Below are 13,248 nucleotides of genomic sequence, written 5' to 3' on the forward strand. Positions count from 1 at the left end.
CCGTCCGGCACTAGGATCGGTGCCCATGCGCCTGCTCTTCGCCGGGACGCCCGCGGTGGCGCTGCCCTCGCTGGACGCCCTGCTCGCCTCCCGCCACGAGGTCGTCGCCGTCCTCACCCGACCCGACGCCCGCGCGGGCCGTGGCCGCACGCTCACGCCGAGCCCGGTCAAACAGCGCGCGCTCGAGGAGGGGCTCGAGGTGCTGACGCCGACGACGCTCAAGGACCCCGAGGTCCAGGCGCGGCTCGCCGAGATCGCCCCCGACGCGGCGCCGGTCGTGGCGTACGGGAACCTGGTGCCGCCGGCGGTGCTGGACCTGCCCCGGCACGGCTGGGTCAACCTGCACTTCTCCGTGCTGCCCGCCTGGCGCGGCGCGGCACCGGTGCAGCACGCGATCATCGCGGGCGACGAGGTCACCGGCGCCAGCACGTTCCGGCTCGAGGCGGGCCTCGACACCGGACCGGTGCTCGGCATGCTGACCGAGACCATCCGGCCGCTGGACACCTCCGGCGACCTGCTGGCCCGGCTCGCCGCCGCCGGCTCCGACCTGCTGGTGAAGACCCTCGACGCGCTGGAGGAGGGCATCCTCACGCCCGTGCCGCAGCCCGCCGACGGCGTCAGCCTCGCGCCGCGACTCACCACCGAGGACGCCCGCGTGCGCTGGCAGCACCCCGCGATGGCCACCGACCGGCGGATCCGCGGCTGCACGCCCGCGCCCGGTGCCTGGACCACGCTGCCCGACGGCGCGCGGCTGGGCCTCGGACCCGTGCGGCTCGTCCCCGAGGTCACCGACCTCGCACCCGGGCAGCTGCGCGCCGGGCGCGGCGAGGTGCTGGTCGGCACGGGCACGCACGCCGTGCGGCTGGGCGAGGTCCGGCCTGCCGGCAAGCGCGGCATGGCGGCGGCGGACTGGGCGCGCGGGGCGCGGCTCGACGAGGGCACCGTGCTCGGTGCCGAGGGGGCGGCCGCGTGAGCGGGGACCGGCAGGGACAGCAGGGCGGCCAGGGCCGCCCGCGCACGCAGGGCACGCAGGGCACGCAGGGCGGTCAGGCCCGTCGCGGCCCCCGGCAGCGCACCGCGGCCGCCCCGGCCCAGCGCCGGCGGGGCGCGGACCCGGCGCGCACCGCGGCCTTCGAGGTCCTGCGCACCGTCGACGAGTCCGACGCCTACGCGAACCTGGTCCTGCCCCCGCTGCTGCGCGAGCGCGGCATCCGCGGCCGGGACGCCGGCTTCGCGACCGAGCTGGCCTACGGCACGCTGCGCCTGCGCGGCCGGTACGACGCGGTCGTCGAGCAGTGCGCCGGGCGCCCGCTCGACCAGATCGACCCGCCGGTGCTGGACGCGCTGCGCCTCGGCGCGCACCAGCTGCTCGGGATGCGGGTGCCGCCGCACGCCGCGGTGTCCGAGACCGTCGGCCTGGTGCGCGAGCACGTGGGCGCGGGGCCCGCGCAGTTCGTCAACGCGGTGCTGCGCGCCGTGTCGCGGGAGCCGCTCGACGTGTGGCTGCGGCGGATCGGCGACGCCGCCGACCCCGCGGAGACCGACGAGGTCGCCCGGCTGTCCTTCGTCGACAGCCACCCGGCGTGGGTCACCCGCGCGCTGCGGGAGGCGCTGGTCGGGCACGGCCGCACCGCCGGCGAGCTCGGCGACCTGCTCGCGGCCGACAACGAGGCGCCGCGCGTGTCGCTGGTCGGGCGGCCGGGCCTCGCCGAGCGGGACGAGCTGCTCGCGGCCGCCGGCCCGGACGCCACGCCGGGCCGCTGGTCGCCCACGGCCGTGACGCTGGCCGGTGGCGGTGACCCCGCCGGGCTGGCCGCCGTGCGCGCCGGGCGGGCCGGCGTCCAGGACGAGGGCAGCCAGCTGGTCGCGCTCGCGCTGGCCGCGGCGCCGCTGGACGGGGCGGACGACCGCTGGCTCGACCTGTGCGCGGGTCCCGGTGGCAAGGCCGCCCTGCTCGGGGCGCTGGCGGGGGAGCGCGGCGCGCGCCTCGTCGCCAACGAGGTGCAGCCGCACCGTGCCCGCCTGGTCCGCCAGGCCGTGGCCGCGCTGCCCGACGGGGCCGTCGAGGACGTGCGGGTCGGCGACGGCCGCGAGGTCGGCGAGCTCGAGCCCGGCGCGTACGACCGGGTGCTGCTCGACGCGCCGTGCACCGGCCTGGGCGCACTGCGCCGCCGGCCGGAGTCGCGGTGGCGGCGCACGCCGTCCGACCTCGCCGCGCTGGCCCAGCTGCAGCGCGAGCTGCTCGGCTCCGCGCTGCGCGCGGTGCGCCCGGGCGGGGTCGTCGCGTACGTGACGTGCTCGCCCGTGCTGGCCGAGACCCGGCTGGTGGTGCTCGATGCCACGCGCGCCGCGCGGAAGACCGGCCTGGAGGTCGAGCTGCTCGACGCCCCGGCCGTGCTGCACGGCATCGCGCCCGGGCTCGACCTGCCCGAGCGGGAGGACGCGCAGCTCTGGCCGCACGCGCACGGCACCGACGCGATGCACCTGACCCTGCTGCGGCGCACGGTCTGAAGCCCGCGGATACGCTGGTCGCGTGCCCGCTCTGATCAGCCCCAGCATCCTGTCCGCCGACTTCGCGAACCTCGAGCGCGACCTGCACGCGATCGGCCGGGCCGACTACGCGCACGTCGACGTCATGGACAACCACTTCGTGCCGAACCTCACGCTGGGCCTGCCCGTCGTGAAGCGGATCATCGAGGTCGCGCCGGTGCCGGTCGACGTGCACCTGATGATCGAGGACGCCGACCGCTGGGCCGTCGAGTACGCCCACGCCGGCGCGGCCTCCGTGACGTTCCACGCCGAGGCGGCGCAGGCGGCCGTCCGGCTGGCCCGGGAGATCCGCGGCGCCGGCGCCCGCGCCAGCATCGCGCTGCGCCCCGCCAGCCCGGTCGAGCCGCTGCTGGACCTGCTGCCCGAGTTCGACATGGTGCTGGTGATGACCGTGGAGCCCGGGTTCGGCGGGCAGGCGTTCATCGAGGGGACGCTGCCGAAGATCCGCCGGCTGCGCGCCGCGATCGAGGAGCAGGGCGCCGGCACCTGGATCCAGGTCGACGGCGGGGTGTCCCGGGACACCATCGGGCGCGTGGCCGAGGCCGGGGCGAACGTCTTCGTGGCGGGCTCGGCGGTGTACGGCGCGGCCGACCCGGGCGCCGAGATCGACGTGCTGCGCGACCTCGCGGACGCCGCGGGCGGGGCCGGCGCGCACCGCTGAGCCGCCGGTGGGCCGACGCGGGCGGGAATGTCCCGTGTGGCATCATCGTTGGCAGAACACACACACGTGCTCCGGGGTCGGTGCAATTCCGAGCCGGCGGTGACAGTCCGCGACCCGCGATCGCCTCAGGCGTGAGCGGTTGACCTGGTGGAACTCCAGGACCGACGGTGAAAGTCCGGATGGGAGGAGACGTGGCGGTGCGCCCGGCGTGAGCCGGGGGCGCCGTGGTCGTCGTGCACCTGCGCGCCGCCCAACACCCCGGAGCCCGACGGGCCGAGGGAGCAGGAGCGGATGGACGGGCGGGCAGCAGCCGAGCGGGACGCGATGGTGCGCGCCCTCGACCTCGCCGCACGCGGACCCGCGCACGGACCCAACCCCCGCGTCGGCTGCGTGCTGCTCGCGCCCGACGGCACCGTCGCCGGGGAGGGCTGGCACCGCGGGGCCGGCACCCCGCACGCCGAGGTCGCCGCCCTGGCCGACGCCCGGGACCGGGGTCAGGGCGTCCGCGGCGCGACCGCCGTCGTCACCCTGGAGCCCTGCGACCACACCGGCCGCACCGGGCCCTGCTCCGTCGCGCTGCTCGAGGCCGGTGTCGCGCGGGTCGTCGTGGCGGTGCCCGACCCGAACCCGGTCGCGGGCGGCGGCGCGGCCCGGCTGCGCGCGGCGGGCGTCGACGTCGAGGTGGGCCTCGAGGAGGCCGCCGGGCGGACGCTGCTGCGGCCGTGGCTGACCGCCGTCGGCCGGGGCCGGCCGTTCGTCGTGCTCAAGACCGCCGCCTCCCTGGACGGGCGCGTCGCGGCGGCCGACGGGTCGAGCCGGTGGATCACCTCGCCGGAGTCCCGCGCGCACGCGCACGCCCTGCGCGGCGAGGTGGACGCCCTCGTGGTCGGCACCGGCACCGCCCTGGCCGACGACCCCGCCCTGACCGCGCGCACCCCGGACGGCGCCGCGGCGGCGCACCAGCCGCTGCGGGTCGTCGTGGGGGAGCGCGACCTGCCCGCAGGGGGCCGGCTGGCCGGCCCCGGCGGCGAGGTGCTGCACCTGCGGACCCGCGACCCGCACGCGGTGCTCGCCGCGCTGCACGCGCGGGAGGCGCGCCGGGTGCTGGTCGAGGGCGGGCCGACGCTCGCCGCCGCGTTCCTGCGGGCGGGCGTCGTCGACGAGGTGCACGCCTACGTCGCGCCGGTGCTGCTCGGCGCGGGCCGGGCCGCGGTCGCGGACCTGGGCATCGGCACCCTCGGGGACGCGCTGCGGCTGCGGACCCGCGAGGTGCGGCAGCTGGGCCCCGACGTGCTCGTCGTGGCCGACATCGAGGAGGAGGACCGCTGATGTTCACGGGCATCGTGGAGGAGGTCGGCGCCGTCGTCGCGCTGGACCTGGCGAACGACGGGGGCGACGCGCGGCTCACCGTGCGCGGCCCCTTGGTCACGTCCGACGCGGGGCACGGCGACTCGATCGCGGTGAACGGCGTCTGCCTGACCGTCGCGGAGCTGCCGGGGGACGGCACGTTCGTCGCCGACGTCATGCCCGAGAGCCTGCGGCGCACCGCGCTGGGCGACCTCGGCGCCGGCGCGCCGGTCAACCTCGAGCGCGCCGTCCGGGCCGACGCCCGGCTCGGCGGCCACGTCGTCCAGGGCCACGTCGACGGCGTCGGCACGGTCCGCCGCCGGGACCCCGGCCCGCGCTGGGACGAGGTCGAGATCGCGATCGACCCGGCGCTCGCGCGGTACGTCGCCGAGAAGGGGTCGGTCGCCGTCGCGGGGGTCTCGCTCACGGTCACCGCCGTCGGGCCCGACTGGTTCGGCATCTCCCTGATCCCGACCACGCTCGCCGGGACCACCCTCGGGTCGGCGAGCGTCGGGTCGCGGGTCAACCTCGAGGTCGACGTGCTGGCCAAGTACGTCGAGCGGCTGCTGGCGGTGACCCGGTGACCGCCGAGATCGCCCTGGGGACGGTCGAGCAGGCGCTGGCCGAGCTCCGCGCCGGCCGGCCCGTGCTGGTCGCCGACTCGCCGGACCGCGAGAACGAGGCCGACGTCGTCCTGGCCGCGGAGCACGCCACCGCCGAGTGGGTCGCGTGGACCATCCGGCACTCGTCGGGCTACCTGTGCGCGCCGATGACGGGTGCCCGGGCCGACGCCCTCGACCTGCCGCTGATGGTGCCGTCGAGCCAGGACCCGCGCCGCACTGCGTACACCGTGACCGTGGACGCGGCGACGGGCGTCACCACCGGCATCTCCGCCGCGGACCGGACGCGCACGCTCCGCGTGCTCGCCGACCCGGCGTCCGGCACCGAGGACCTGATCCGGCCCGGCCACGTGCTCCCGCTGCGCGCCGTGCCCGGGGGCGTCCTGCACCGGGCCGGGCACACCGAGGCCGCCGTCGACCTGTGCCGGCTGGCCGGGGTGGCGCCCGTCGCGGCCATCGCGGAGCTGGTGCACGACGACGGCACGATGATGCGGCTCGACGCGACCGCCGCGCTGGCCCGGGAGCACGGCCTGGTCGTCCTGACGATCGCCGACCTGATCGCCTGGCGCACCGAGCACGGCGACCTGCCCACCGAGCCCGCGACCGGCGCGGAGGCGGCCGCCACGGCGCCCGGGCGCCGGGTGCACCGCGCCCACTCCGCCGTCCTGCCCACGCGGCACGGCGACTTCCAGGTGCACGCCTACCGCGACCTGCGCACCGGCGCCGACCACGTGGCGCTCGTCGCCGCCCGCGGCCTCGCGGACCAGCCCGTCGTCCGGGTGCACTCGGAGTGCCTGACCGGCGACGCCTTCGGGTCGGCGCGCTGCGACTGCGGCCCCCAGCTGGACGCGGCGCTGGAGCTCGCCGCGCGCGACGGCGGGGCCGTCGTCTACCTGCGCGGGCACGAGGGCCGGGGGATCGGCCTGCTCGCGAAGATCGGCGCGTACGCGCTGCAGGACCAGGGCCGGGACACCGTCGAGGCGAACCTGGACCTCGGCTGGCCCGCCGACCGGCGGGAGTACGGGGCCGCCGCCGCGATCCTCGAGGACCTCGGCGTGCGGCGCGTGACCCTGCTGACCAACAACCCGGCGAAGGTCGCCGGCCTCACCGCGCACGGCATCGAGGTCGCCGCCGTCCGCGGGCTGGAGGTCGGGCGCACCCCGCACAACGAGGCCTACCTGCGCACCAAGGCGCGGGCGATGGGGCACCTGCTCCCGGGCCTCGACCACCGGACCGGCACCACCAGCACCAGCACCAGCACCAGCACCAGCACCAGCACCAGCACGGAGGACGCACGATGAGCGGCAGCGGCGCACCCAGCATCACCACCGACGGCAGCGGCCTGCGGGTCGTCGTCGTGGCGGCGAGCTGGCACACGACCGTGATGGACGGCCTGCTGGCCGGGTCCCGGCGGGCCCTGGCGGCCGCGGGCGTCACCGACGTCCGGGAGATCCGGGTGCCGGGCACGTTCGAGCTCCCCGTCGCCGCGGCGCGGGTCGCGCGCAGCGGGGACGTCGACGCGGTCGTGGCGCTCGGCGTCGTGATCCGCGGCGGCACCCCGCACTTCGAGTACGTCTGCCAGGCCGCGACCTCGGGGCTCACGGACGTCGCCGTCGCGACCGGCGTGCCCGTCGGCTTCGGCGTGCTGACCTGCGACGACGAGGCCCAGGCGCTCGACCGGGCGGGGCTGGAGGGCAGCCACGAGGACAAGGGCGCCGAGGCCGCGGAGGCGGCGGTCGCGACGGTCGTCGCGCTGCGCGGGCTGTGAGCGTCCTCACCTGGCTGTTCGACGCCCAGCTGGTCGTCGCCGGCCACCCCGTGCTGTGGCGGGAGGTGATCGGCAACCTGTTCGGGCTCGCGTCCGCCCTCGGGGGGCTGCGGCGCAAGATCTGGGCGTGGCCCGTCGGCATCGTCGGGAACGTGCTGCTGTTCACCGTGTTCCTGGGTGGCGTGTTCCACACCCCGCAGGCCACCGACCTGTACGGGCAGGCCGGCCGGCAGGTGTTCTTCGTCGCGGTCGCGGTGTACGGCTGGGTGCGGTGGGCGCAGACGCGGCGCGTCGCGCGTGCGCACGGCGAGCCGGACGCGCCGGCCGTCGTCCCGCGCTGGGCCGGGCCGTCCGGGTGGGTGCAGATCGGCGTGGTGGCGGTCGTCGGCACGGTGGTCTGCGCGCTGGTGTTCCGCGAGCTCGGGTCGTACGGGCCGTGGGCCGACGCCTGGATCTTCGTCGGCTCCCTGCTGGCGACCTACGGCATGGCCCGGGGCTGGATCGAGTTCTGGCTGATCTGGATCGCGGTCGACGCGGTCGGGGTGCCGCTGCTGCTGAGCGCCGGGTACTACCCGTCGGCGTTCCTCTACCTGGTGTACGCGGGCGTCGTCGTGTCCGGCTTCGTCGTCTGGTGGCGGGCGCGGCGGGAGTCCGAGCCCCAGCAGGTGACCGCCGCCGCGGGAGTCGAGGGCTGAGCGGGGTGCCCGAGCGGCCCCGCCGACCGTCTACCCTGACGGGCGTGAAGACGTTCGACTCGCTGTTCGCAGAGCTCACCGACAAGGCGAGGACCCGGCCCGCCGGGTCCGGGACGGTCAAGGAGCTGGACGCCGGGGTCCATGCGATCGGCAAGAAGATCGTCGAGGAGGCCGCCGAGGTCTGGATGGCCGCCGAGCACGAGGGCGACGAGCGCACCGCGGAGGAGATCTCGCAGCTGCTCTACCACCTGCAGGTGCTCATGGTGGCCCAGGGCCTCACGCTCGAGGACGTGTACGCCCACCTCTGACCCGCCCCGCACCCCGTCGCACCTGAACCCCCCGAGGACACCCCTGTGCTGAGGATCGCCGTCCCGAACAAGGGCTCGCTCGCCGAGCCCGCCGCCGAGATGCTGCGCGAGGCGGGCTACCGCCAGCGCCGCGACTCCCGTGAGCTCGTCCTGCCCGACCCCGACAACGGCGTCGAGTTCTTCTTCCTGCGCCCCCGCGACATCGCCGTCTACGTCGGCACCGGCACCGTCGACGTCGGCGTCACCGGGCGCGACCTGCTGCTCGACTCCGGGTCGCCCGCGACCGAGCACCTGCAGCTCGGCTTCGCGCGGTCGACCTTCCGGTTCGCCACCCAGGCCGGCCAGATGAACGACGTGCGGGAGGTCGGCGGCCGCCGCGTCGCGACCTCGTACCCGGTGCTGGTCGGCGACTACCTGCGCGGCCAGGGCGTCGAGGCCGCGGAGATCGTCCGCCTGGACGGCGCCGTGGAGACCGCGATCCGGCTGGGCGTCGCGGACGTCATCGCGGACGTCGTCGAGACCGGCACCACGCTGCGCGCCGCGGGGCTCGACGTGTTCGGCGACCCGATCCTCAGGTCCGAGGCCGTGCTGGTCCGGCGCGCCGACGGCGAGGAGCCGACCGGCCTGGACGTGCTGACCCGCCGCCTGCAGGGCGTGCTCACGGCGCGCGAGTACGTGCTCATGGACTACGACGTGCCCCTCGACCTGGTGGACCGCGCCGTCGCCGTGACGCCCGGCCTGGAGTCGCCGACGATCTCCCCGCTGCACAACTCCGAGTGGGCCGCGGTTCGCGTGATGGTGCGCCGGGCGGAGACCAACCGGGTCATGGACGCGCTGTACGACGTGGGCGCCCGCGCGATCCTCGTCACCTCGATCCACGCCTGCCGGCTCTGAGGTCCGCGGCGGTGGCGGAGCAGCCCGGTCGGCCGGGCGGGGACGGGGCGCACGCGACGGCGGGGGCCGGCGGCCCGCGCTGGACGACGTGTTCCGGCCGCGGTTCGCGCGCTGGGTGACCACCGTGCTCGCGGTCGTCGTGGCCGTGGCCACCGTCCTGCTGCTGGTCCTCCTGCCCGGGGTCGGGCTGGCGGGCTACACCGCCGCCGACCGCGCGGGCATCGCCCTGGTCGGGCTGGCCATCGTCTGGTTCTGCTGGCGGCAGGCGACCGTGGCCGCGACGCCGACGCCGGAGGGGCTGCGGGTGCGCAACCTCGCCACGACCCGGACCGTGGCGTGGGCCTCGATCGTCTGGGTGCGGTTCGGCGAGGGCCGGCCCTGGGTGCAGCTCGACCTCGACGACGGCGACACCCTCGCCGTGATGGGCGTCCAGAGGTCCGACGGCGAGCGCGCGCGCCGGGAGGCGCGGCGGCTCGCCACGCTGGTCGCCGCGCGGCAGCGGACCGGCCGGGAGGGCTGACCGCGTCGCCTCCGGCGTCGCGCGCTCGCGAGCCGTGCGCGACCCGGTGTGTGAGGCTGTGCCTCGCGACGGTGCAGCGCTGCGCCGCCGTGCCGGACCCCGGCCGCGACGACGCGGACCGCTCTCTCGAGGGACCTCACCCATGGACCGGACGCCGACCACCACCGACCCGCGGCCGCACCGGCTGCCCGAGCCCTGCTTCGAGGGCGAACCGGTGACCCTCGCCGCCGTGCTGGACGTGGCGGCGGGAGTGCTCGCGGGCGGGGCGCCGGGTGCGGAGGGCGCGGCGGCCGCACCCACCGTGCGCACCGTCGGGGTGGAGGAGGAGCTGCTGCTGGTGGACCCGCGCACCGGGGTGCCGGTGCCGTCCGCCGCGGCCGTCCGGGCGGCGGCCGGGTCGGGCGCGGACGGCGCACCGGTGCTCACCGCCGAGCTGCAGCAGGAGCAGGTGGAGACGGCCACGCCGCCGCGCACCGCCCTCGCCGACATCGAGGCCGACCTGCGGGACCTGCGGGCGCGGGCGGCCGCAGCGGCGCGGTCGGCCGGCGCGCTCGCCGTGCCGCTGGCGACGTCGCCGCTGCCCGCGCACCCGTCGCTCACCCCGACGTCGCGGTACCGCGCGATCCAGGACCGGTTCGGCGTCACCTGCGCGCAGCAGCTCACCTGCGGCTGCCACGTGCACGTGGCGGTGGCCTCGCCGGACGAGGGCGTCGCCGTCCTCGACCGGATCCGGCCGTGGCTGCCCGTCCTGGCCGCGCTGAGCGCGAACTCGCCGTACGTCGACGGCGGTGACACCGGCTACGCCGCGTACCGCGTGCAGGCGTGGGGTCGCTGGCCGACGACCGGGCCGGCGGACGTGTACGGCTCGGCGGCCGCGTACCGCGGCCGGCTGCAGCAGCTCCTCGACACGGGGGTGCTGCTCGACGCCGGGATGTTCTACGGGGACGCGCGCCTGTCGCACCGGTACCCCACCGTGGAGGTGCGGGTCGCGGACGTCTGCCTGGACGCCGCCGACGCCGCGCTCCTCGCCGCGCTGACCCGGGCGCTCGTCGAGACGGCCGCCCGGGAGTGGCGTGCCGGGCTGCCCGTGCCGGCGACGAGCACGGCCGTGCTGCGGCTCGCGGGCTGGCTCGCCAGCCGGTTCGGCGTCGAGGGCGAGCTGCTGCACCCCGCGAGCGGCCGGCCCGTCCCGGCGGGGACCGCCGTCGAGGGGCTCGTCGACCACGTCGCCGCCGCTCTGGGGGAGTCGGGGGACGCCGAGGCCGTCGAGCAGCGGGTCGGTCATGTGCTGGCCCGCGGCACGGGCGCGACCTGGCAGCGGGCGGCGGCCGGGCGGACCGGTGACCTCGCGGAGGTCGTGCGGCGGGCCGGGGCGCTGCTCTGACGCGGGCGGGGGAACCCGGCCCTGGTGCCGGGCGGGCACCGGCTGGGACAGTGGTCGTCCGGCGATGCGGAGGAGCTGCCATGTCCGTCCAGGCCACGGGCCGTCACGAGCGGCGCGACGGCGTCGACCTGCTCGTCCTCGAGCGCACCCTGCCGATCCCGCCCGGGGAGCTGTGGGCGGCGGTCACCGAGTCCCCGCGGCTCGGGCGCTGGATCGCGACCTGGGAGGGGGACCCGGCCTCCGGGCGGGTCCAGGTCCAGATGGTCGCCGAGGGCGAGGACGTGGCACCGGCGGAGTACGAGGTCCGCGCGTGCGAGCCGCCGCGCCGGCTGGCCGTGCGCTACGCGGGGGACTTCGGGGTGTGGGAGATCGAGCTCACCGTGGCGGCCGCGGACGGGGGAGCGACCCTCACCTTCACGCAGGTGGTGCACGACGCGGCGGCGCTGGAGAGCATCGGCCCCGGCTGGGACTACTACCTGGACCGGCTCGTCGAGGCCGAGACGGGTGGTGAGCCGGGCGCGGTCGCCTGGGACGACTACTACCCGGCCCTCGCCGGCCACTACCGGGAGGTCGCGGCGCCGCTCCTCGGCTGAGGCACCGCCGGGGTGCGCTCCAGCCGGTGCCGCAGGCGTGCCGCGGGGCGCTCGACCAGCCACCAGCTGCCGGTCGCGGCCGCCAGGGTCAGGGCGGCGCCCAGCAGGCCGCCCGCCAGGTCCTTCGGGTCCCCGAGCCACTGCTGGACGGGCAGGTTCCACAGGTACGCGGCGTACGACACGGTGCCGAGCGCCACCAGCCACCGGAGCGGCCCGCGCACGGGCCCCCGGAGGTCGCGCGCCAGCAGGATCAGGGCGGCCGAGGCGACGGCGGTCACCGGGACCACCAGCAGGTACATGGCGGCGGAGCCGTCGATGCCGGGCGCGGCGGCACCGGCGACGAACGTGGCGACCAGCACGCCGGCCAGCGCGCGGCGGGCGGCCGGGCGCCGGGGGAGCAGCCGCTCGGCGCGGTCGAGGCCCAGCCGCAGCCCGCAGCCGACGACGAGCGCGACGGACCAGGACGTGGGAAGCGCGTAGACGCGGGCGACGTCGGGCCACTGGTAGCCGATGGTCCCGGCGCACAGGAGCAGGGAGCCCACGAGGCCCAGGACCACGGCGAGCCGCGTCCGGCCCCGGCGCCACGCGACCGCCAGCACCAGGGGCCACACCAGGTAGAACTGCTCCTCGGTCGCCAGCGTCCAGAGGTGGAAGAACGCCCCGCTGCCGTGCGGCAGGTAGGGCAGGTTCGCGGTGTAGGTGAGCGCCGTCAGGATCGTCTCGGCCAGGTGGGCGCGCCCCGCGAAGTGGTCGAGCAGGCCCTCGACCACGAGGTAGCCGGCCAGCACGAGCAGCAGCGGCGGGACCAGGCGCAGGGCCCGCGCGCCGACGAACCGGCCGAGCCGGACCCGCCCGTGCCGCTCGAGGTCGCGCAGCAGCACGCCGGTGATGAGGAACCCGGACAGCGTGAAGAACAGGGTCACGCCCAGCATGCCGCCGGAGCCGAACCGGTCCGCGTCGGCGTGGGTCAGCATGACGAGCGCGATCGCGATCCCGCGCAGCGCGTCCAGGCCGAGGAGCCGGCCGCCGGAGGACGAGGGCTCCGTGGCACGGGCACCGGCCCCGGCGGTGGCGGGAGCGGCGCCGGGGTTCGGGGCGACGGTGGTCACGGAGTCGACGGGTCGCGGGTGGGTCGAGGCGGTCACCCGCGGAAAAGTAGCCGTTCGCGGACCGAATTGCGTGCATATGCCCGGTATGTCACTCGTTCAGCGCGAGCACCCCTGCCACCTCGGTGAACGCGTCCCCCGTCTCGGGGCAGCGCCACCGGCCCTCGCCGGCCGGGTGCAGCCGGGCGCCGGTGCGGCCGACCCACGCGACGCGGCGCGCGGGGGACCCGACGACCAGCGCGAAGTCCGGCACGTCGCGGGTCACGACCGACCCGGCGCCGACCAGGGCCCAGCGGCCGACGGTGACCGGCGCGACGCACACGGACCGCGCGCCGATCGACGCGCCCGCCCGCACGGTGACGCCGACGGCGTGCCAGTCCGCGGCCGACTTGAGCGACCCGTCGGGGTTCACGGCGCGAGGGAGCAGGTCGTTCGTCAGCACGACGGCAGGCCCGACGAACGCACCGTCCTCGAGCACCGCGGGCTCGTAGACGAGCGCGTGGTTCTGGATCTTGCACCGGTCGCCGACCCGCACGCCCGGGCCGACGTACGCGCCGCGGCCCACGACGCAGTCGCGGCCCAGCACCGCGTCCTCGCGGACCTGGGCGAGGTGCCAGACCCGGGTGCCGGGGCCGATGGTGGCCCGGTCGTCGACGTCGGCGGATCCCGCGACCTGCGCGGTGGCGGGCGCCGCGGGGGCGGGTGCGGCGTCGAGGTCCATGCGAGCTCCCGGTGCGCGGAGGGCGCCGTCTCCGGCGACGGCCGTCACCGGACAGTACGGCCCACTCATTGTGGGCGTCGA

15 protein-coding genes and 1 riboswitch are annotated in these 13,248 nt (G+C 77.2%); of the genes, 13 read left to right on the forward strand and 2 right to left on the reverse strand.

Translation table 11 applies throughout. The features are described from left to right. Positions 1-25 precede the first annotated feature (25 nt). From fmt to ACWPWW_RS01385, 13 genes are all read left to right on the forward strand, one after another. The gene (fmt, locus tag ACWPWW_RS01325) at positions 26-973 is read left to right on the forward strand and encodes a methionyl-tRNA formyltransferase (protein ID WP_454048546.1); all 948 of its coding nucleotides are present in this window, start codon (positions 26-28) and stop codon (positions 971-973) included. After that, positions 970-2,511, forward strand: coding sequence for an RsmB/NOP family class I SAM-dependent RNA methyltransferase (locus ACWPWW_RS01330; protein ID WP_454048547.1), 1,542 nt, complete (start codon positions 970-972; stop codon positions 2,509-2,511). Before fmt ends, ACWPWW_RS01330 begins: the two co-directional genes overlap by 4 nt. A 22-nt stretch (positions 2,512-2,533) precedes the next feature. Next, positions 2,534-3,211 carry a ribulose-phosphate 3-epimerase gene (rpe, locus tag ACWPWW_RS01335; RefSeq protein WP_454048548.1) on the forward strand — a complete coding sequence of 226 codons (678 nt, stop codon included), beginning with the start codon at positions 2,534-2,536 and terminating at the stop codon, positions 3,209-3,211. 62 nt (positions 3,212-3,273) lie between these two features. Continuing rightward, a riboswitch (FMN riboswitch) is annotated at positions 3,274-3,406 on the forward strand. 96 nt (positions 3,407-3,502) lie between these two features. Next, positions 3,503-4,540, forward strand: coding sequence for a bifunctional diaminohydroxyphosphoribosylaminopyrimidine deaminase/5-amino-6-(5-phosphoribosylamino)uracil reductase RibD (ribD, locus tag ACWPWW_RS01340; RefSeq protein WP_454048549.1), 1,038 nt, complete (start codon positions 3,503-3,505; stop codon positions 4,538-4,540). Beyond that, the gene (locus ACWPWW_RS01345; protein ID WP_454048550.1) at positions 4,540-5,142 is read left to right on the forward strand and encodes a riboflavin synthase; all 603 of its coding nucleotides are present in this window, start codon (positions 4,540-4,542) and stop codon (positions 5,140-5,142) included. Before ribD ends, ACWPWW_RS01345 begins: the two co-directional genes overlap by 1 nt. Continuing rightward, complete coding sequence (gene ribB, locus ACWPWW_RS01350) at positions 5,139-6,479, forward strand: 3,4-dihydroxy-2-butanone-4-phosphate synthase (protein WP_454048551.1); 1,341 nt, start codon at positions 5,139-5,141, stop codon at positions 6,477-6,479. Before ACWPWW_RS01345 ends, ribB begins: the two co-directional genes overlap by 4 nt. Continuing rightward, positions 6,476-6,946, forward strand: coding sequence for a 6,7-dimethyl-8-ribityllumazine synthase (gene ribH, locus ACWPWW_RS01355; RefSeq protein WP_454048552.1), 471 nt, complete (start codon positions 6,476-6,478; stop codon positions 6,944-6,946). Before ribB ends, ribH begins: the two co-directional genes overlap by 4 nt. Next, positions 6,943-7,641 carry a nicotinamide riboside transporter PnuC gene (gene pnuC, locus ACWPWW_RS01360; RefSeq protein ID WP_454048553.1) on the forward strand — a complete coding sequence of 233 codons (699 nt, stop codon included), beginning with the start codon at positions 6,943-6,945 and terminating at the stop codon, positions 7,639-7,641. The genes ribH and pnuC overlap by 4 nt, the downstream gene beginning before the upstream one ends. Positions 7,642-7,685: 44 nt before the next feature. Then, the gene (locus ACWPWW_RS01365) at positions 7,686-7,949 is read left to right on the forward strand and encodes a phosphoribosyl-ATP diphosphatase (protein WP_454048554.1); all 264 of its coding nucleotides are present in this window, start codon (positions 7,686-7,688) and stop codon (positions 7,947-7,949) included. Between the two features lie 45 nt (positions 7,950-7,994). Continuing rightward, entirely contained in the window at positions 7,995-8,843 is an 849-nt protein-coding gene (gene hisG / locus ACWPWW_RS01370) for an ATP phosphoribosyltransferase (protein ID WP_454048555.1), read from the forward strand. Between the two features lie 115 nt (positions 8,844-8,958). Further along, entirely contained in the window at positions 8,959-9,363 is a 405-nt protein-coding gene (locus tag ACWPWW_RS01375; RefSeq protein ID WP_454048556.1) for a PH domain-containing protein, read from the forward strand. Between the two features lie 142 nt (positions 9,364-9,505). Continuing rightward, positions 9,506-10,747, forward strand: coding sequence for a carboxylate-amine ligase (locus tag ACWPWW_RS01380; RefSeq protein WP_454048557.1), 1,242 nt, complete (start codon positions 9,506-9,508; stop codon positions 10,745-10,747). Positions 10,748-10,827: 80 nt separating this feature from the next. Then, positions 10,828-11,340: an SRPBCC family protein gene (locus ACWPWW_RS01385; protein ID WP_454048558.1), complete on the forward strand. Its 513-nt coding sequence runs from the start codon at positions 10,828-10,830 to the stop codon at positions 11,338-11,340. On the opposite strand, the gene ACWPWW_RS01390 is transcribed toward ACWPWW_RS01385, so the two are convergent. Continuing rightward, a complete protein-coding gene (locus tag ACWPWW_RS01390; protein WP_454048559.1) occupies positions 11,307-12,485 on the reverse strand; it encodes an acyltransferase family protein in 1,179 nt (392 codons plus the stop codon). The genes ACWPWW_RS01385 and ACWPWW_RS01390 overlap by 34 nt on opposite strands. Before the next feature lie 52 nt (positions 12,486-12,537). Beyond that, on the reverse strand, positions 12,538-13,167 hold the full coding sequence (locus tag ACWPWW_RS01395; RefSeq protein ID WP_454048560.1) for an acyltransferase: 630 nt from the start codon (positions 13,165-13,167) through the stop codon (positions 12,538-12,540). Positions 13,168-13,248: the final 81 nt, after the last annotated feature.

It is taken from the genome of Cellulomonas sp. Marseille-Q8402 (genome assembly GCF_965119525.1).

Excerpts from the sequence above, each read along its gene's own strand:
- ACWPWW_RS01385 (WP_454048558.1), top strand. The coding sequence starts at position 10,828 with ATGTCCGTCCAGGCCACGGGCCGTCACGAGCGGCGCGACGGCGTCGAC.
- ribH (WP_454048552.1), top strand. The coding sequence starts at position 6,476 with ATGAGCGGCAGCGGCGCACCCAGCATCACCACCGACGGCAGCGGCCTG.
- ACWPWW_RS01380 (WP_454048557.1), top strand. The coding sequence starts at position 9,506 with ATGGACCGGACGCCGACCACCACCGACCCGCGGCCGCACCGGCTGCCC.
- ribD (WP_454048549.1), top strand. The coding sequence starts at position 3,503 with ATGGACGGGCGGGCAGCAGCCGAGCGGGACGCGATGGTGCGCGCCCTC.
- fmt (WP_454048546.1), top strand. The coding sequence starts at position 26 with ATGCGCCTGCTCTTCGCCGGGACGCCCGCGGTGGCGCTGCCCTCGCTG.
- ACWPWW_RS01395 (WP_454048560.1), bottom strand. The coding sequence starts at position 13,167 with ATGGACCTCGACGCCGCACCCGCCCCCGCGGCGCCCGCCACCGCGCAG.
- ACWPWW_RS01345 (WP_454048550.1), top strand. The coding sequence starts at position 4,540 with ATGTTCACGGGCATCGTGGAGGAGGTCGGCGCCGTCGTCGCGCTGGAC.